Annotated in this window: 15 protein-coding genes and 4 tRNA genes; 14 read left to right on the top strand and 5 right to left on the bottom strand. The window is 35.8% G+C overall.

All coding sequences use genetic code 11. The annotated features are described in order from the left end of the window. Positions 1 to 259 precede the first annotated feature (259 nt). Positions 260 to 409 (top strand): IS3 family transposase, encoded by a 150-nt coding sequence (locus ACFSAV_RS05865; protein WP_379097302.1) that lies wholly within the window; start codon positions 260 to 262, stop codon positions 407 to 409. A 32-nt stretch (positions 410 to 441) separates the two neighbouring features. Here the strand turns inward: ACFSAV_RS05865 and ACFSAV_RS05860 are convergent, their stop codons facing one another. From ACFSAV_RS05860 to ACFSAV_RS05850, 3 genes are all read right to left on the bottom strand, one after another. Further along, positions 442 to 864, bottom strand: coding sequence for a Z-ring associated ZapG family protein (locus ACFSAV_RS05860; RefSeq protein ID WP_101774819.1), 423 nt, complete (start codon positions 862 to 864; stop codon positions 442 to 444). Between the two features lie 122 nt (positions 865 to 986). Then, entirely contained in the window at positions 987 to 2,747 is a 1,761-nt protein-coding gene (gene ycaO / locus ACFSAV_RS05855) for a 30S ribosomal protein S12 methylthiotransferase accessory factor YcaO (protein ID WP_379097299.1), read from the bottom strand. A gap of 79 nt (positions 2,748 to 2,826) precedes the next feature. Next, the gene (locus ACFSAV_RS05850) at positions 2,827 to 3,543 is read right to left on the bottom strand and encodes a class I SAM-dependent methyltransferase (RefSeq protein WP_379097296.1); all 717 of its coding nucleotides are present in this window, start codon (positions 3,541 to 3,543) and stop codon (positions 2,827 to 2,829) included. Positions 3,544 to 3,566: 23 nt separating this feature from the next. Here ACFSAV_RS05850 and gloB point away from each other — a divergent pair, with 23 nt between their 5' ends. The 8 genes from gloB (at position 3,567) to ACFSAV_RS05810 (ending at position 9,134) form a co-directional block, all read left to right on the top strand. Beyond that, positions 3,567 to 4,268, top strand: a complete 702-nt coding sequence (gene gloB, locus ACFSAV_RS05845) for a hydroxyacylglutathione hydrolase (RefSeq protein WP_379097293.1) — start codon at positions 3,567 to 3,569, stop codon at positions 4,266 to 4,268. 149 nt (positions 4,269 to 4,417) lie between these two features. Then, on the top strand, positions 4,418 to 5,722 hold the full coding sequence (hemA, locus tag ACFSAV_RS05840; RefSeq protein WP_379097290.1) for a glutamyl-tRNA reductase: 1,305 nt from the start codon (positions 4,418 to 4,420) through the stop codon (positions 5,720 to 5,722). A 77-nt stretch (positions 5,723 to 5,799) separates the two neighbouring features. After that, positions 5,800 to 7,023: an ROK family protein gene (locus ACFSAV_RS05835; RefSeq protein ID WP_379097287.1), complete on the top strand. Its 1,224-nt coding sequence runs from the start codon at positions 5,800 to 5,802 to the stop codon at positions 7,021 to 7,023. A gap of 148 nt (positions 7,024 to 7,171) precedes the next feature. Next, positions 7,172 to 7,248 (top strand) — tRNA-Met (locus tag ACFSAV_RS05830). A gap of 5 nt (positions 7,249 to 7,253) precedes the next feature. After that, a tRNA-Leu gene (locus ACFSAV_RS05825) sits at positions 7,254 to 7,338 on the top strand. Between the two features lie 30 nt (positions 7,339 to 7,368). Beyond that, a tRNA-Gln gene (locus ACFSAV_RS05820) sits at positions 7,369 to 7,443 on the top strand. A 47-nt stretch (positions 7,444 to 7,490) separates the two neighbouring features. After that, a tRNA-Gln gene (locus tag ACFSAV_RS05815) sits at positions 7,491 to 7,565 on the top strand. Between the two features lie 297 nt (positions 7,566 to 7,862). Further along, entirely contained in the window at positions 7,863 to 9,134 is a 1,272-nt protein-coding gene (locus ACFSAV_RS05810; protein WP_101774825.1) for an NRAMP family divalent metal transporter, read from the top strand. 78 nt (positions 9,135 to 9,212) lie between these two features. On the opposite strand, the gene prlC is transcribed toward ACFSAV_RS05810, so the two are convergent. Further along, positions 9,213 to 11,252, bottom strand: a complete 2,040-nt coding sequence (gene prlC, locus ACFSAV_RS05805; RefSeq protein WP_379097284.1) for an oligopeptidase A — start codon at positions 11,250 to 11,252, stop codon at positions 9,213 to 9,215. Positions 11,253 to 11,371: 119 nt separating this feature from the next. Here prlC and ACFSAV_RS05800 point away from each other — a divergent pair, with 119 nt between their 5' ends. Next, complete coding sequence (locus ACFSAV_RS05800; protein WP_101774827.1) at positions 11,372 to 11,734, top strand: YbaN family protein; 363 nt, start codon at positions 11,372 to 11,374, stop codon at positions 11,732 to 11,734. Between the two features lie 57 nt (positions 11,735 to 11,791). Then, positions 11,792 to 13,372: a peptide ABC transporter substrate-binding protein gene (locus ACFSAV_RS05795; protein ID WP_379097280.1), complete on the top strand. Its 1,581-nt coding sequence runs from the start codon at positions 11,792 to 11,794 to the stop codon at positions 13,370 to 13,372. A 64-nt stretch (positions 13,373 to 13,436) separates the two neighbouring features. On the opposite strand, the gene ribA is transcribed toward ACFSAV_RS05795, so the two are convergent. After that, a complete protein-coding gene (gene ribA, locus ACFSAV_RS05790; protein ID WP_101774829.1) occupies positions 13,437 to 14,096 on the bottom strand; it encodes a GTP cyclohydrolase II in 660 nt (219 codons plus the stop codon). A 63-nt stretch (positions 14,097 to 14,159) separates the two neighbouring features. On the opposite strand from ribA, the gene ACFSAV_RS05785 reads away from it, so the two are divergent. The 3 genes from ACFSAV_RS05785 (at position 14,160) to ACFSAV_RS05775 (ending at position 16,716) form a co-directional block, all read left to right on the top strand. Beyond that, positions 14,160 to 14,897 carry a phosphatase PAP2 family protein gene (locus ACFSAV_RS05785; RefSeq protein WP_379097276.1) on the top strand — a complete coding sequence of 246 codons (738 nt, stop codon included), beginning with the start codon at positions 14,160 to 14,162 and terminating at the stop codon, positions 14,895 to 14,897. Positions 14,898 to 14,946: 49 nt separating this feature from the next. Beyond that, positions 14,947 to 15,864 carry an N-acetylglucosamine kinase gene (nagK, locus tag ACFSAV_RS05780; protein WP_379097273.1) on the top strand — a complete coding sequence of 306 codons (918 nt, stop codon included), beginning with the start codon at positions 14,947 to 14,949 and terminating at the stop codon, positions 15,862 to 15,864. Between the two features lie 159 nt (positions 15,865 to 16,023). Continuing rightward, entirely contained in the window at positions 16,024 to 16,716 is a 693-nt protein-coding gene (locus ACFSAV_RS05775; protein ID WP_101774832.1) for a hypothetical protein, read from the top strand. The last annotated feature ends 63 nt before the right edge of the window (positions 16,717 to 16,779 follow it).

The raw sequence follows: 16,779 nt of genomic DNA, 5'->3' as shown, positions 1-16,779 counted from the left end.
TGTGTTTGGGGTACAGAGTGCTATTTAGTTGTGAAGTTAGTTAAGCTATTAGTCGTGACGTCGGGCAAGTTAAAGTGTGGCAAGATAAGTTAGGTATAAGAGTAGGGAGCAGCAAATACTGGGTTATCGACGTATTTGGGCAGAAAATAGAATACGGCAAAATATGTCGAGAAAAGGAAATTGCTTAGATAATAGTGCAATAGAAAGTTTTTTCAGACGGTTAAAGGTTAGAGTTATTACACACGAATCTTTGGGATGATTGGCGAATCAGTACGATTATATTCGCTATTACAATGAGGAGAGAGTACAATTAAAAGGACTGGGTCCGAGAAAATATCGGAAACAGTCCTTAAAATATAACAGTCTAATTTTTTTGGCGGCAGATCAAATCAGTCAATCTTTGCTCTAATTTTTAGGAAACTACATATTATTTTATATAGATTAATTATTATCTTTTTCATTTTTTAACAAGCCAGATGAGCCTTCAGAATAATCTCTAGGTGGCTCATCTGTATCTGTATTATCAACTTTTTCAGTCGTTGTGTTCGTAATAAGTTCTTGTGAGAAAAGCTGCTTGTTTGTGAGTTCTGGTAATAATTGCGTTGAAGATGTTGCTAGATGTTTATATAATTTTTGGTAATCTTGTGCAATATTTTTTAGTAGTTCAGCACTTTCTGCAAAATGTTTTTCAAGTTGTTGCTTTTGGCTATCTAGCTGATTTTTGACTTTTTGTAATTCTGCTTCTGTTTTTACTTGTTTTTTCACTGAGTCTTTCGTGAAACGGAGAAATAAGTAACCAATTACTAAACCAATAATTAAACCAATACCAGCAGTTTGCCACATTTCTGGTGTCCAGTTTTGCATAAGATTACTCCTTATAGTTGAATGAAATAACGCTAGTATATTATCACTAAATAGAAAATATTTCTTTGCACTGGATCACAACAATGAGAAAGGACATCAAATGATGCCCTTTAAAGAGGAAATTATTGCCAGTTTTCACGTTTTGCTTTTTGTAGTTTTTCGTATGCTTGTAATAGTTTTTGATGTGCTTGAAATTGTTTTAGGTTTTCATCGTCGGTAAGTAAATCATAGAAAGGATTACCTCCTTGGATTGCTATCCAAGCGAAATTAACAGCATTTTGACCGTACATTTTTTCAAAGACCATGCGATATTGCTCTGGTGCACGGTTATTATCAAGGAACAATTCAATACTATGAATTAAACAACGATAATAATTTGCGCGTTCAATGGTAAAGACAGAACTGTTCATATTCAGTGTCCAATTTGCCCAGTCGAGAGCAGCGTCTAAATTACCAGTAGCTAAATGAAGCATTGATTTAAGCTCACCAATACGTAATGTTGTCCAGCCTGATTTTGCTGGTGCAACGATACCAATAAATTCACGTACACGGATTGCATCATCAATACCTTGTTCATCAAGTTGTGCTAAAAGCTCTTGATAAGTATCTTGTTGATGATGGAAATGAGGTAGATCTAATAAGATCTCACGCCAATTCATACCCATATTATTGTTAGCATAAATTAAGTCATCAATTGGATAAATGTCAGAGATGCCAGGCACAATAATACGGCAAGCATAAATATCCAAGTGATTGTAGTCCATAATATAAACTTCTTTTTGTTCAACTTGGAAAATTGATATCAAATTATTATATTCTTGTTCTGTCGTACCAGAGAAATCCCAATGTACAAATGAATAATCTGCGTCTTGTTTAAATAAATCCCAAGAAATTAAGCCACTTGAATCGATGAAGTGTGTTTCTAAGTTGGCATGTTCGGCAACATCCTCATTGTTAAACGAAGGCGGAGTAAATACATCAAGATCTTTTAAGCTACGCCCTTGTAATAGCTCAGTCACCGTACGTTCTAAGGCAACTTGGAAGTTAGGGTGTGCGCCAAATGAAGCGAAGCAAGTACCATTATTAGGATTTAATAAAATGACGCAAATGACAGGATATTTACCGCCTAACGAAGCATCATAAACTAGAATTGGAAAGCCTTCTTGTTCTAATTTTTGAATAGAAGCTTGGATTGATGGGAAACTAGCTATGATTTCTGAGGGAATTAACGGTAGGCTAATTGCTTCAGCAATAATTTTATTTTTAATATAGCGTTCAAAAACTTCTGATAAACCTTGTACTCGAGCTTCAAACTTGCTGTTGCCGGCAGACATACCATTAGATACGTATAAGTTAGCAATAATACTCTGTGGGATATAGACAGTTGATTGATCTGATTGGCGTACATAAGGCATTGTGACAATACCTCGTTGGTAATTACTTGATTGTAAATCAACTAATAATTCTGGTGTTAATTCTTGATTGGGATCATAGTAATCTAATAGATCTTTGTTCAGAATACCTGCTGGTAATAATGCTTCATCTTCAATAGGAAACCATTTTTCATTTGGATAATGCACAAAATCACCATTGGCGATTTCCTGACCTAAGTAAAAATCGGCAAAGAAATAGTTGGTTGAAAGACGTTCAAAATATTCGCCTAATGCAGAGGCAAGTGCTGCTTTTTTGCTTGCACCTTTACCATTTGTGAAGCATTGTGGGCAGTCTTTATCTCGGATGTGTACTGACCAAACATTTGGTACTGGATTTAACCAAGAAACCGCTTCAATATTAAAGCCAAGTGCGGTCAATTTTTGTTGAAATTTATTAATACTGTCTTCAAGTGCGGCATCTTTGCCAAGAATAAAAGTTTGTTCGGACATCGTTATCTCAATATTTTTTATTATTTCAAAGGTTCGGCATGATAGGGGAGTTTGTTTGGTGCTGCAAGCCAAATTGCATTTATTTACGCAATGCTGTTTCTTTAAACACATTTACTGGTTCAAAAATCTGTTGCTTATTAAAACGCATTCTTTGAGGATTTAGAGTGAGAGGATAAACCCGTTTGCGTGCAATAATTGTAATGAGATGTGAGAAACAACTTGTTTTTTCATTATGAATAAGAGATTGATATTCTAAAATATCAAAATTTAATAATGCTAACCAATCTATGATACGCCAAGGTAAGTAATGACGAGCAAGGAGCTTGTCATGTGCTTTTTTATTCAAGTAATGTTTGAATAATAATGGGCTTATTGGATTAAAGAGGGATAAAAAAAGATATCCATCATCAGCTAGTACACGATTAACTTCACGTAAAATTTGGTGAGGATCTTGGCTAAAGTTTAGTATGTTAGCTAAAAGACAAGCATCAATTGAGTTTTCTATAAATGGGAGCGCAGTTAATTCTGCTTGAATTAACGAGGTATTTTGTTGTTGTGAAAGTTTTTTTAGTGTATTTGTCATTTGTGGGGATACAATAATTTGGTGCGGTAAAAAAAGATCACATGTGATTTCCGCGCTTAAGCCACCTAATTTTAGCAACTGATAGCCTAAAATTTTAGGAAACCATGCAGAGAAATATTGTGTAAGTACATTACAATATTGTTCACCATTATTAAGTTGTTGCCAGCTATATGGCAATGTCATCGCTTTGGGATGTTTTGCGTTCCACAGCATTATCAAACCTTTGAGGATAATTTATGTTAGTGCCAATTCCTGCATTGAATGATAACTATATTTGGCTTTATGGACGAGAAGATTTACCTGTAATTGTGATCGATATTCCAGAAACAAAAAATTTATTATCATTTTTAACAAGTAACCAATTACAAGTTGAAGCCGTTTTATTAACTCATCACCATGCTGATCATACTGCGGGAGCCGCGGAATTTAAACAACACTACCCTGATATTGAAATTTGGGGACCTGAAGAAACAGGTTCAAAAGGTGCCACGCGAATTATTGTTAATAATCTGATTGAAACAAAACATTATCAAATTCAAGTGGTTGATACAGGAGGGCATACTGAGCAGCATGTGAGTTATCTTGTGGATGGACATTTGTTCTGTGGGGACAGTTTATTTTCAGCAGGGTGTGGTCGAGTATTTACAGGTAATTATCAACAGATGTTTGAAGGGTTACAACGTTTAAAATGCCTACCAGATCAGACTATTGTTTGCCCTGCGCATGAATATACGTTATCTAATTTGTATTTTGCGGAAACGGTGCTAGAAGATAAGCTCATGTTACACAATCACCTTAAAAAAGTTGAACAGCTTAGAAGAGATAACCTGCCAAGTGTGCCGACAACATTGGCATTAGAGAAACAAATAAATCCATTTTTAATTACTACTGATTTAGCTTCATTTATTGCTTTGCGGCAAGCAAAAGATGTGTTTTAGTTAACTCAAATATAGTATTCAAACAAAATTGTTGTAGTTAAGTTTGCTCATCAGATAACAATTGATTAAAATGAATGTTTTATTTTATTTGTTCTGTGGGTTCATCCTATCGTCACATTTTATTAGTGCGGTTCATTTTTAAGTAATTTATGACAATTCTCGTTCTTGGTATTAATCATAAAACTGCTTCAGTCGCTGTGCGCGAAAAAGTCGCTTTTTCTGATGAAAAGCGTGTTGACGCATTACAGCTGATTCAGCGACATAAGTTGGCGAATAGTGCAGTGATTTTATCAACTTGTAACCGCACTGAAGTTTATTTACATAATAAACACATTGCACCACAACAAGCGCAAAATTGGGCTCATAATTGTATACAATGGTTTGCTGATATACATCAATTACCACTAAATGAGTTAGCAAATTGTATTTATTCACAACAGAACCAACAAGCCGCCTTACATTTAATGCATGTGGCTTGTGGTTTAGATTCTTTGATTTTAGGTGAACCACAAATTTTAGGGCAAGTGAAGCAAGCCTATCAAATAAGTGAGCAATATTATCAACAGCTAGCACAGCCTCTTTCAAGCGAGCTTTCTCGCTTGTTTCAGAAAACTTTTTCAACAGCTAAACGAGTTAGAACGGAAACTAATATTGGCGGGAGTGCGGTTTCTGTTGCTTATGCTGCTTGTAATTTAGCACGTCAAATTTTTGAGTCATTAAGACAATTGAATGTGCTTTTAGTCGGTGCAGGGGAAACGATAGAATTAGCTTGTCGTCATTTGCTACGTCATGGTGTGAAAAATATTATGATTGCGAACCGCACTTTGGCGCGCGCGCAGCAATTAGTTGAAAAATTAGACTCAACTGACAATATTCAGATTCTCTCACTTTCTGAGTTACAAGATGGTTTGAATCAAGCTGATATTGTGATTAGTTCAACAGGTAGTCCTAATATTTTGATTAATCAAGAAATGGTTAAATTAGCACAAAAAGCGCGTTGTTATTTGCCGATGTTATTAATAGATATTGCTGTGCCACGAGATATTGAAGAAAGTGTAGGTCAACTTGAAAGTATTTATCATTATACTGTTGATGATTTACAGCATATCATTCAACGTAATCTTACTGAAAGACAAAAAGCAGCAGAACAGGCTAAGTCAATTATTCAACAAGAATGCGAAGATTTTTTTGAGTGGTTAAAAGTACATCAATTTTCGAATCTGATTCGTTCATATCGTGATAATGCTGAAGATATTCGCCAACAGTTATTAGAAAAGTCGTTAACTGCTTTAGCACAAGGTGAAGATGCGGAAGCTGTATTACAAGAACTTAGCCATAAGCTAACAAATAAATTGTTACATTCACCTACTCAGGTGATGAGTTCTATGGTCAAAACTGGCAACGCAAATGGATTAGCATTATTTTCTTCTACTTTAAAAATTGAGCAAAAATAAATTGTATTGCAAAAATTATTTCTAATTATCTTAATCCACACTAAAATAAGTCGATTATTTTTTTATTGGGGTAAAACATGCGAGAAAATCACCAAATAGCAAATGTTGATTTAGTGAAACAAATGAATAGTGCAGTAGTTTATAAACTGATTGATCAACAAGGACCGATTTCTCGTATTCAAATTTCTGAATTAAGTCAACTTGCGCCAGCAAGTGTAACCAAAATTACTCGTCATCTTTTAGCTCGAGGCCTGATTAAAGAAGTTGAACAACAAGAGTCAACAGGGGGACGTAGAGCAACATCTATAGTAGCTGAATATAAAGCATTTCGTTCAATTTTAATTCGTTTAGGACGCAAGCATACTACCTTCGCTATTATGGATCTTTCCACTAAACTTTTGAAAAAAGATATTTTTGATTTGCCAGAGAATCAAAGTGTGGAAAGTATAGAAGCTTTTCTTTTGCAACAATTAACAGCATTTATCGAAGAAAATCAAAAACGTGGTAGTGAATTTATCGCCATTGGGATTACTGTTCCTGGTTTTGTTGATGTGAAAACGAATATGATTGAATACATGCCACATTTACAGTTAAATGCGCCGTGGGATTTAGCAAATAAAATGACTCAACATTTCAATTTACCTACGTTTATTGGGCATGATGTGCGTAGTTTAGCTTTAGCGGAGCACTATTTTGGTGTGACCCAGGATTGTTATGATTCGCTTTTATTGCGCATTCATCGTGGAGTCGGAGCAGGTATTGTTATTAATCATGAAGTTTTTCTAGGCTATAAAAATAACGTGGGTGAAATAGGTCATATTCAAGTTGATCCGTTAGGTAAACGTTGCTTATGCGGTAACGTTGGTTGTTTAGAAACAGTGGTGAGTAATACAGCGATTGAGAAAAAAATGCATGAGCTATTACAGGATGGTTATCAAAGTAAATGGCTTTCTTTAGATACTCATGATATTGAAGCGATCTGTAAAGCCAGTAATAAACAAGATGCTGCTGCTATCGAGTTAATTGAACATGTTGGTATACAAATTGGGCGTGTACTTGCTATGAGTGTTAACATGTTTAATCCTGAAAAAATAGTGATTTCAGGAGAAATTACACAAGCGAAAAATATTTTGTTTGCAGCAATTCAACGTTCGTTGGATAGTCATGCTTTACCTGCATTTGTGAAAAATACACCATTGGTTGCTTCTGAGCTAAAACATGAAGATGTGATAGGCGCATTTGCCTTAATTAAGCGTGCTTTGTTAGATGGCAGCTTATTGCGTCGATTGTTATCTGAATAAAGTGCGGTCGGTTTTTAGAACGATTTGTTCAAACTCTATGCGAATAAGTTAAAATTTTCATTTTTATAAAAAAAAGAGTTGACGAGTGAGGGTGATATCAGCATAATTAGCCCCGCAAAGCCGATGAGGTGAATGCAAATAGGAAAATGGCTATGTAGCTCAGTTGGTTAGAGCACAACACTCATAATGTTGGGGTCACAGGTTCGAATCCCGTCATAGCCACCATATTTGCGGGACTGGCGAAATTGGTAGACGCACCAGATTTAGGTTCTGGCGCCGCGAGGTGTGTGGGTTCAAGTCCCTCGTCCCGCACCATTCATTAGCTTGCAAGTCAAATATAGTTGTTGGGGTATCGCCAAGCGGTAAGGCACCGGGTTTTGATCTCGGCATTCCTAGGTTCGAATCCTAGTACCCCAGCCATACTATCAAGGTAATCTTCTAAATATTCAAATCAAAGATATTTCAATTGGGGTATCGCCAAGCGGTAAGGCACCGGGTTTTGATCTCGGCATCCCTAGGTTCGAATCCTAGTACCCCAGCCATCATCACTGTCCACTATTTTTTTTATTAAAAATGCATTTTTATTTAATTTTTTAAATTATTTTGTTACTTTTTCAAATTTATTTTATATCAGCTGATATTTTATCCAATGATATCTTTCTGGCTTACTAGTTTTGAAATTGGTTTTTTATTCTGCTAGGCTGATTGAATTTAGATTTAAATTCTATATGCGGTTGATTTGTGTGCAGTTGACTCTTGATTATAAATATAAGATATTGTTAAAACATTGTTATATACAATGTTTATATCAATAAGAAAGATTATTTTTGGAACTTATTATGACAGAAACAACTCAACAATTAGAAAGATCAACTTGGCATTCTAAATTAGCCGCTTTAGGTCCCGGTATTTTAATGGCTTCTGCTGCAGTAGGTGGTTCTCATCTTATTGCCTCAACTCAATCTGGTGCTATTTATGGTTGGCAACTTGCGATTATTATTATTTTAGCTAATCTTTTTAAATACCCTTTTTTCCGCTTTGGCGTGCAATATACTTTAGATACGGGTGAAACTTTATTACAAGGCTATTTGAAAAAAGGAAAAGTTTATTTATGGATCTTCTTTTTAATGAATGTGTTTGCTACAGTCATTAATACTGCAGCTGTAGGTCTTTTATGTGCTGCTATTTTAACGTTTGTTTTGCCTGCTGGAATGATAGCACTGCCAAAATTAAGCTTAATTGTGATTAGTGTGAGCACTTTGATTTTATTATTGGGTAAATATCGCTTATTAGATGGCTTATCTAAGTTAATTATGATTGCCTTAACGATTACAACGGTGGTAGCTGTTGTTATTGCACTAAGTCGTAATGGCATTCAAGGTATTGCACCAGAAGACTATGTAAGCGCAAGTCCATGGAATTTAGCTGCATTAGGTTTTATTGTTGCTTTAATGGGTTGGATGCCTGCACCAATTGAAATTTCGGCGATTAACTCGATGTGGGTGATTGCAAAACGTCGTATGTCTAAAGTCTCTTATCAAGATGGTATTTGGGATTTTAATGTAGGTTATATTGGTACCGCATTGTTAGCATTAGTCTTTTTAGCTTTAGGAGCGTTAGTGCAACATGGTTCAAGTGAAACAGTACAAATGGTTGGCGGTAAATATATTGCTCAGTTAATCAATATGTATGCGTTAACTATTGGTGAATGGGCGAGAGGCTTAATCGCATTTATTGCCTTTATGTGTATGTTTGGTACGACAATTACAGTAATCGATGGTTATTCCCGTACTAATGTTGAAAGTTTACGTTTAATCTTAGGTAAACAAGAAAGCCGTCCGAGCTTTTTGAATATTGCAATTACATTAGCAGCCGTTTCAGGTTTAGCCATCATTTTCTATTTTAATAATGCAGTTGGACCGATGTTGAAGTTTGCGATGATTGCTTCTTTTGTTTCAACGCCAGTGTTTGCTTATTTAAATTTATCTCTTGTATTAAAAGGTGAGCATAAAGTCAAAGGTGGGTTATTCTGGTTATCTTTGATCGGGTTAATGTATCTCACTTCATTTACGTTGTTATTTATTGCTCAGCAAGCTGGTTGGTTAAATTAGCTAATATAAGATTTTATAAGAGTAACCGCACTTTGAGTGATTGAAGTGCGGTTACTTTTTTGTTTATTTTCAACAAAGCTAGTTAGCAATGCCTTTGTGTCTTAATAATGCATCTAATTGTGGTTCACGTCCACGGAAACGTTTAAATAAGATCATTGGTTCTTCCGCCCCCCCACGACTGAGAATTTCGTTTAAGAAGGAGCGACCTGTTTCAGCATTAAAAATCCCTTCTTCTTCAAAACGAGAAAATGCATCTGCTGACAGTACTTCAGCCCATAAATAGCTATAATAGCCCGCAGCATAACCGCCAGCAAAAATATGGCTGAAACTATGTGGTGCACGTGCCCAATCAACGCCTTTAATCACAGCAACTTTCTCTTTTACTGCTTTTAATGTTTCTAATATTTGATTTTGCTTAGTCGGTTCGAAATGATGATGTAAGCGGAAATCAAATAAACCAAACTCTAATTGACGTAATACAAACATCGCAGCTTGGAAGTTTTTCGCTTTTAATAACTGAGCTAATTTTTCTTTTGGTAAAGGTTCGCCACTTTCATAATGACCAGAAATAAAATCAAGCGCTTCAGGTTCCCAACACCAATTTTCTAAGAATTGACTTGGTAACTCTACTGCATCCCAAGGCACACCATTAATACCTGCAACATCTGCGACATCAATTTGTGTGAGCATATGGTGAATGCCATGTCCAAATTCATGGAACAGTGTGGTGACTTCGTCGTGAGTGAATAAAGCAGGTTTATCACCAACTGGTGCATTAAAGTTGCATGTTAAATATGCAACTGGTGTTTGAATTGTCCCATCTGCTTTTTTACGACGACCAATACAGTCATCCATCCATGCGCCACCACGTTTATGTTCACGTGCATATAAATCTAAGTAGAAGCTGCCTCTCAGTTGATCTTTTTCATCAATTAAATCAAAGAAGCGTACATCTTCATGCCAAGTATCAACATCAAAACGTTCAACTGCGCGAATATTGAAAATACGTTTAATTAATTCAAATAACCCACTAATCACTCGATTTTCAGGAAAATAAGGACGGAGTTCTTCATCATTAATTGAATACAAATGTTGTTTTTGCTTTTCACTGTAAAAAGCAATATCCCAAGCTTCAAGTGTATCAACATGAAATGCTGTACGACAAAATGCTTCTAGCTCCGCTAATTCTTTCTCACCTTGTGCTTTAGAACGAGTCGCTAAACTGTCTAGAAAATTGAGAACTTGCTGTGGGTTTTCAGCCATTTTTGTCGCTAAAGACAATTCTGTATAGGTATTGAAATCCAGTAACTTCGCTAGCTCGACACGTAGGTTTAAGATTTCTTCCATGAGCGCGCTGTTATCCCATTTTCCTGCATTTGGACCTTGTTCAGAAGCGCGAGTAACAAATGCACGGTACATTTCTTCACGTAATTCGCGATTCTCACAATACGTCATGACAGGTAAATAACTTGGTATTTCTAATGTAAAGCGGTAGCCAGTTAAGCCTTTATTTTCTGCCGATTGTTGAGCGGCTTGTAATGCAGATTCTGGTAAGCCTTTTAATTGTTCAACATCTTCAATGACTTTATCCCAACCCATTGTGGCATCAAGTACATTGTTACTAAACTGCGAGCTTAATTCAGATAAGCGAGCAGATATTTCACCATAACGTTTTTGTTTTTCTGCGGGTAACGAAATACCGGAAAGTTTGAAATCACGTAATGCATTGTCAATTGCTTTTTTTTGTGCCAATTCATAATTCACAAATTCAGGGCTGTTTTTTAATTGCTGATAAGCTTGGTATAAGCCTTTATGTTGTCCTACCCAAGTACTATATTCTGATAATAATGGTAAGCAAGCTTGATAAGCTTCACGTAATTCAGGACTATTTTTTACTGAGTTGAGATGAGAAATAGGTGACCATGCTTTGCTAAAGAGATCACTTATTTCGGTTAATGGCAAAATAAAATTATCCCAAGTGAAATGTTGTTGCTGGACTAGTTGTTCAATACTTTCGCGACAGTTTTGGATAAGCTTTTCAACTGCGGGTTGGATATGTTCTGGTTTGATTTGTGAAAATGGCGGTAAGCCGCCAAAAGTGAGTAATGGATTTGTCATGATATTCCTTTCAAATAAAAGTGATTTTTATTATATGGGGCAAAATTTTATAATATCTAGCTTGAAAAAGCGAAAAAATTGTAGATAATTGAGAATCGTTTTTATTCAAAAGGATAGTTATGAAACCAATTTACATTTTATTAGGCTTTATTTTTCTCGGTTTAGGTGTGTTAGGGATTATTTTACCATTGCTACCTGCGACCCCATTTTTGTTACTGACATTATTCTTTTTCGCAAAAGGTTCAGATCGCTTACATAACTGGTTTGTACAAACTAAACTGTATAATAATCATCTTAAATCATTTAAAGAAGATCGTTCATTAAGCCAAAAATCCAAATTTTGGATTTTATTATTTGCAACTGTGATGTTATCAATTGGTTTTTATTTTACACCAAGTACAATTGGACGCACGATTATTGTATTCGTTTTACTGACTAAATATTGGTTCTTTTTCTTTTGGATCAAAACAGCTAAGCAATAATTGGTATTCGCTAAGCATTGTTTGTATAATGCACATTATTTTATTGGAATTGAGTTAATGTTTAGCGATTCTTGTTTATCTTTTGTTTCACATATAAGCCGCACTTTCTGTTTAAAAAGTGCGGTCTTATTTTCACTTATTTTTTGCCTATCCGCTTGTGATCCTGCGCCTTCGGGTTTATCTGAACATAAAACAACAACTTCGCTGACATCTATTGAAAAAGTGCCAACGCGAGAATTATTAACGCGCGGTGTGTATAGTGATTTACTACTCAATCCTCATTTGATCAGTAACGCGGAACAAAGCTTATTTGTACAGGATTTATTGGAAGGCTTAACGGCTTATGATGTGATGGGGAATGTTATACCTGCTGTGGCACAAAGTTGGCAAACAGAGGATTACAAAACTTGGTTTTTCCTGTTGCGTGATAATATTCGTTGGTCAAATGGAGAAGTATTAAGTGCGCAAGATTTTGTGGTAAGTTGGCAAGCATTAGCGCAATCTCATAGTCAGCTAAAATCCTATTTAAATTTTTTGAATTTAGCAAATAGCCAAGCGGTTATTGCAGGTAACATGCCAGTACAACAACTGGGGGTTGAGGCGATTGCCGAAAATATCCTACGTATTCAACTTGATAAGGCAACGCCACATCTTCCTGCCATGCTGGCTCATGTGGCATTACTGCCAAGCTATCAAAATCAAGCAACGCAATTTATTAGTAATGGCGCTTATCGTTTAGTGAATCAGCAGGATAATTTGATTCACTTAGAAAAAAATCCCTATTATTGGGCGAGCGAGAAAGTATCATTTAAATTCGTTGATTATCAAAAATTAGAGTATTCTGAATCAGTTTCTGCTTTGGATATTGTGCTTGAACCTAAACAAGTACCAGTAGGAACACAGTATTTTCCTCAGCTTTGTACTTATTATTATGAATTCAACTTAAATGACCCACTTTTACAAAAAAGTGCGGTACGTAAAGCGTTAGTTTCAATGATTTCCAGCAGACGTATTGTGCAAGATGTTTTACCGCAAATGCAGGTAGCAACACATTTTTTACCTCATTCTATGCAATTAGAATCCACTTTAGCATGGGAGCCAGTCGTAGTTGAACAATTACTTGAGCAAAATGGGATCACAGAGAAATCCCCGTTACAGTTAAAATTAACCTATGATCAAGAAAGTTTACACAGCAATATTGCACAACGTTTGGTTAGAATGTGGTCACAATCGGATATGATTCGGGTGAGTTCTGAACCAGTATCTTGGCAGCAACTTTTAGAAAAACGAGCGAAAGGGGATTTTCAGTTAATTCGTTCTGGTTGGTGTGCTGATTATAATGAGCCTTCTGCATTTTTACATCAGTTCTATTCCCATTCTCCTGACAATAAGACGGCTTATCGTAATGCAGATGTAGATAAGTTATTAGAAGCAACATTACTACCGCAAACTACAGCAGAAAGACAAATGTTGTATGGGCAAATTGCCCAGCAGTTACAGCAGGATTATGTGGTATTACCTATCTTTCAATATACACGACCAATGTTTATGCATTCGACAATAGTCGGTTATCATACAGACAACCCAACTGGTGTGATTTATAGCAAAGATTTGTATCGAAAAGTGAGTAGTAATTAGCCAGTGAAAGTGCGGTCAGTTTTGTGAAAGTTTCGCCCACCTTATTGAGGTGGGCGAAAGCATTCTAATCTTGTTTAGTAGGAATTTCTTCCGAACAATACGGACATTCTAGTAAATGTTTCTGTTGGTTATGGACAATAAAATGCCCCATTTTTTTCGCTTTAGTATCAAGATATTCCGTATTATAGCGGTTTTCTCCTACATTCAAGGCTACTCGTTCAACAATATTGATCCCCGCTTTTTTCATTGTTTCGATTTTATTAGGGTTATTAGTTAACAAACGTACTTTTTTTACACCCAGTAAATCAAACATATCTGCACAAACGTCAAAGTTGCGTTCATCCGCAGCAAAGCCAAGGGCGAGATTTGCTTCGATAGTATCCATTCCTTTGTCTTGTAATGAATAAGCACGGATTTTATTAATTAACCCGATACCACGACCTTCTTCACGATGATAGATTAAAACACCGCGTCCTTCTTGGCTGATTTGACGTAATGCCGCTGCTAATTGAAAGCCACAATCACATTTCAAACTATGCAATGCATCACCAGTTAAACATTCTGAATGAATACGTGCAAGGACAGGCTCATTGCTGTTCTCTACATCACCTAATACGAGGGCAACATGCTCCTTTTTGGTGTCTGGAAATTCAAAACCGACGATTTTAAATATGCCAAATTCTGTTGGCAAATTGGCTTCGGTAACTCGTTGAATTTTTGCCATAATCAATCCTTATTCTTTCACACTTTATCTGATAGAATATTGTTCTTCCAGATTCTCAATTTTATGGTCGTTAATATGTTAAAAAGATTGTCATTATATACCTTATTGCTTTGTATTGTCCCTTTTTTTGCTTGGATTTTTGCATGGCAATGGAATAACAATGATTTAATGACTGAATATGATTATCCGCTTTATTTTTTGACCGAAACAGGCAGCGTACCTTACGCGATTATGACTTGTGCTGTATTTGCATTATTATTTGTTCCTTTATTTCACAATAAAAAACAATGGATACTTGGTGTGGTTGTAATGGCATTTGCCGTTATTTCAACTCAGGGGATAAAAAGTGGATTGAAAACATTATTTTCAGAACCGCGTCCTTACGTCGTTTATGTGGCAGAAGAAACAGGCATTACAGTTGAGCATTTTTATGCTCAAGACCGTGAAATGCGTGCTCAATTTGTTGATCAATTCTATCAATCTAAATCAGATATACCTACTTGGCTGAAAGGGCACTATGAAAAAGAAGTAGGTTATGCATTTCCTTCTGGTCATACTATTTTTGCTGCCACTTGGTTAATGCTTGCTGTTGGATTTGTACAGTTATTAGGCGTTCGCTCTTTGAGTGCGAAATTACTGATTGCAACCACCGCAACTTGGGCTGTTTTTATGCTATTTAGTCGATTACGTTTTGGCATGCACTACCCAATAGACTTACTAGTCAGTACATTAATTGCTTTTTTAGTTCACTGGGGAATTTTTACGTTTTTACATAGAAAAGCGATTTTTATCAATAAATAAAAGTAAAAGAATAGTTAAAATTAAAATTATTTCTTATAGTGAGGTGAAAATGTTATACGGATTTGATATTGGCGGTACAAAAATAGAGCTTGCTGTATTTAATGAAAAGCTAGAAAAACTTCATAGTGAACGGGTAGAAACTCCAAAAGAAAGTTATGACGCGTGGTTAAATACAATCGTTTCTCTGGTACAGAAAGCAGATGAAATGTTTAATTGTAAAGGTACAGTCGGATTAGGTATTCCGGGGTTTGTTAACCCAACGACGGGTATCGCCGAAATTGTCAATATTCGTGCAGCAGATCATAAACCAATCGTACAAGATCTGTCCATGCGACTTGGTCGTGAGGTACGTGCTGAAAATGATGCGAATTGTTTTGCGCTTTCTGAGGCATGGGATGACGAGAATACCCAATATCCTTGTGTGCTCGGTTTGATTTTAGGTACTGGCTTTGGTGGTGGTTTAATTTTTAATGGCAAAGTCCATTCAGGACAAACTGGCATGGCGGGTGAGGTAGGGCATACACAATTAAACTATCATGCATTACAGCTGTTAGGCTGGGATAACGCGCCTATTTATGATTGTGGTTGTGGTAATCGTGCTTGTTTAGATACTTATTTATCTGGGCGCGGTTTTGAAATGCTTTATCGTGATTTACAAGGTCAAGCACTGAGTGCAAAAGAGATCATTCAACGTTTCTATGCTGGTGATGAAAGTGCGGTCAAATTTGTAGCACTTTTTGTTGAGCTTTGTGCAGTATCTATTGCGAACATTATTACAATGTTAGATCCTGATGTGATTGTATTTGGAGGTGGATTGTCTAATTTTGATTACCTTTATGAAGCATTACCAAAAGCATTACCTGCTCATTTATTGCGTAGTGCCAAAGTGCCATTAATTAAAAAGGCCAAATATGGTGATTCTGGTGGTGTGCGAGGTGCTGCTGCTTTATTCTTAACTAAATCTTAACTGAGTGATAGCAGAAAAATAACGAGGTATGATACCTCGTTATTTTTTATATTCCTTCTATTTAAACTTATCTTATTTTGCAAAAGTAGAAATTTTATTCAAAAACTGATTAAAGTTCGTTAGAATAGAACATTCTTCTGAATATGTTAAGGAAACTTTATGCGTCAATATGTTACTAAAGCTGTCTTATTCTCTTCTGTATTAGTGTTATCTGCTTGTAGTCATTTATCAGAAACAGGTACGCACGATGTAAGTATTGTTTCTGCACAAGCAGCAATACAAACATTAGGCATTGATTTAGTCAGTTTGGAACAAAAAGCAACGACATTGCGCACATTTGAATATGTACATAATAACGAACGTTATGTCGCTTATTTAAGCTCCCAACCAGAATTTATTCGCGTCCAGAAAGATGGCAATGTGAGTAAATTTTTCTATCAAGCGGGTAAGTTAATGGTTGCGCAAGACACAACAGGTGTTTATCAATTTGATAATACAGGGAAGTTAATTAAAGCGGTTAATGTAAAAGGTCAAAAAATTGATGTAAGTCCAGAGAAACAAAGTGCACTCTTAACGCAAAGTAAAAAATTATTCAAAATTTTAGGGAATAATAAAGCTGACGTTAGTGCAGGGCGTATTAACACTGGAATTGATGCGAAAGTAAATTACTTATGTATCGCCAAGATTCAACAAGTTGCACAAACTAATCGTGTTTTTCGTAGTCCTGAAAATGCAGTTGTCACAGCAACTAATATTAAAGCAACAGTACGTTTAAATGGTACGCAATACTATACGATGGATTGTCAGTTATCTGGCGATAAAATTAGTAAATTGAGTTTAATGAAAAAATAAGTAGTTTATTACAATGTAAAGTGCGGTTCATTAGAACCGCACTTTCTTGTTTGAGAGAAGGAA

The sequence above is a fragment of the Pasteurella oralis genome, assembly GCF_042681465.1.
Classification (GTDB): Bacteria; Pseudomonadota; Gammaproteobacteria; order Enterobacterales; family Pasteurellaceae; genus Pasteurella; species Pasteurella oralis.
This window is presented reverse-complemented; position numbering and strand designations above follow the sequence as displayed.

Excerpts from the sequence above, each read along its gene's own strand:
- ribA (WP_101774829.1), bottom strand. The coding sequence starts at position 14,096 with ATGGCAAAAATTCAACGAGTTACCGAAGCCAATTTGCCAACAGAATTT.
- ACFSAV_RS05785 (WP_379097276.1), top strand. The coding sequence starts at position 14,160 with ATGGTCGTTAATATGTTAAAAAGATTGTCATTATATACCTTATTGCTT.
- prlC (WP_379097284.1), bottom strand. The coding sequence starts at position 11,252 with ATGACAAATCCATTACTCACTTTTGGCGGCTTACCGCCATTTTCACAA.
- ACFSAV_RS05800 (WP_101774827.1), top strand. The coding sequence starts at position 11,372 with ATGAAACCAATTTACATTTTATTAGGCTTTATTTTTCTCGGTTTAGGT.
- ACFSAV_RS05775 (WP_101774832.1), top strand. The coding sequence starts at position 16,024 with ATGCGTCAATATGTTACTAAAGCTGTCTTATTCTCTTCTGTATTAGTG.
- ACFSAV_RS05835 (WP_379097287.1), top strand. The coding sequence starts at position 5,800 with ATGCGAGAAAATCACCAAATAGCAAATGTTGATTTAGTGAAACAAATG.
- gloB (WP_379097293.1), top strand. The coding sequence starts at position 3,567 with ATGTTAGTGCCAATTCCTGCATTGAATGATAACTATATTTGGCTTTAT.
- ycaO (WP_379097299.1), bottom strand. The coding sequence starts at position 2,747 with ATGTCCGAACAAACTTTTATTCTTGGCAAAGATGCCGCACTTGAAGAC.
- ACFSAV_RS05850 (WP_379097296.1), bottom strand. The coding sequence starts at position 3,543 with ATGCTGTGGAACGCAAAACATCCCAAAGCGATGACATTGCCATATAGC.
- ACFSAV_RS05860 (WP_101774819.1), bottom strand. The coding sequence starts at position 864 with ATGCAAAACTGGACACCAGAAATGTGGCAAACTGCTGGTATTGGTTTA.
- ACFSAV_RS05810 (WP_101774825.1), top strand. The coding sequence starts at position 7,863 with ATGACAGAAACAACTCAACAATTAGAAAGATCAACTTGGCATTCTAAA.
- nagK (WP_379097273.1), top strand. The coding sequence starts at position 14,947 with ATGTTATACGGATTTGATATTGGCGGTACAAAAATAGAGCTTGCTGTA.
- ACFSAV_RS05795 (WP_379097280.1), top strand. The coding sequence starts at position 11,792 with ATGTTTAGCGATTCTTGTTTATCTTTTGTTTCACATATAAGCCGCACT.
- hemA (WP_379097290.1), top strand. The coding sequence starts at position 4,418 with ATGACAATTCTCGTTCTTGGTATTAATCATAAAACTGCTTCAGTCGCT.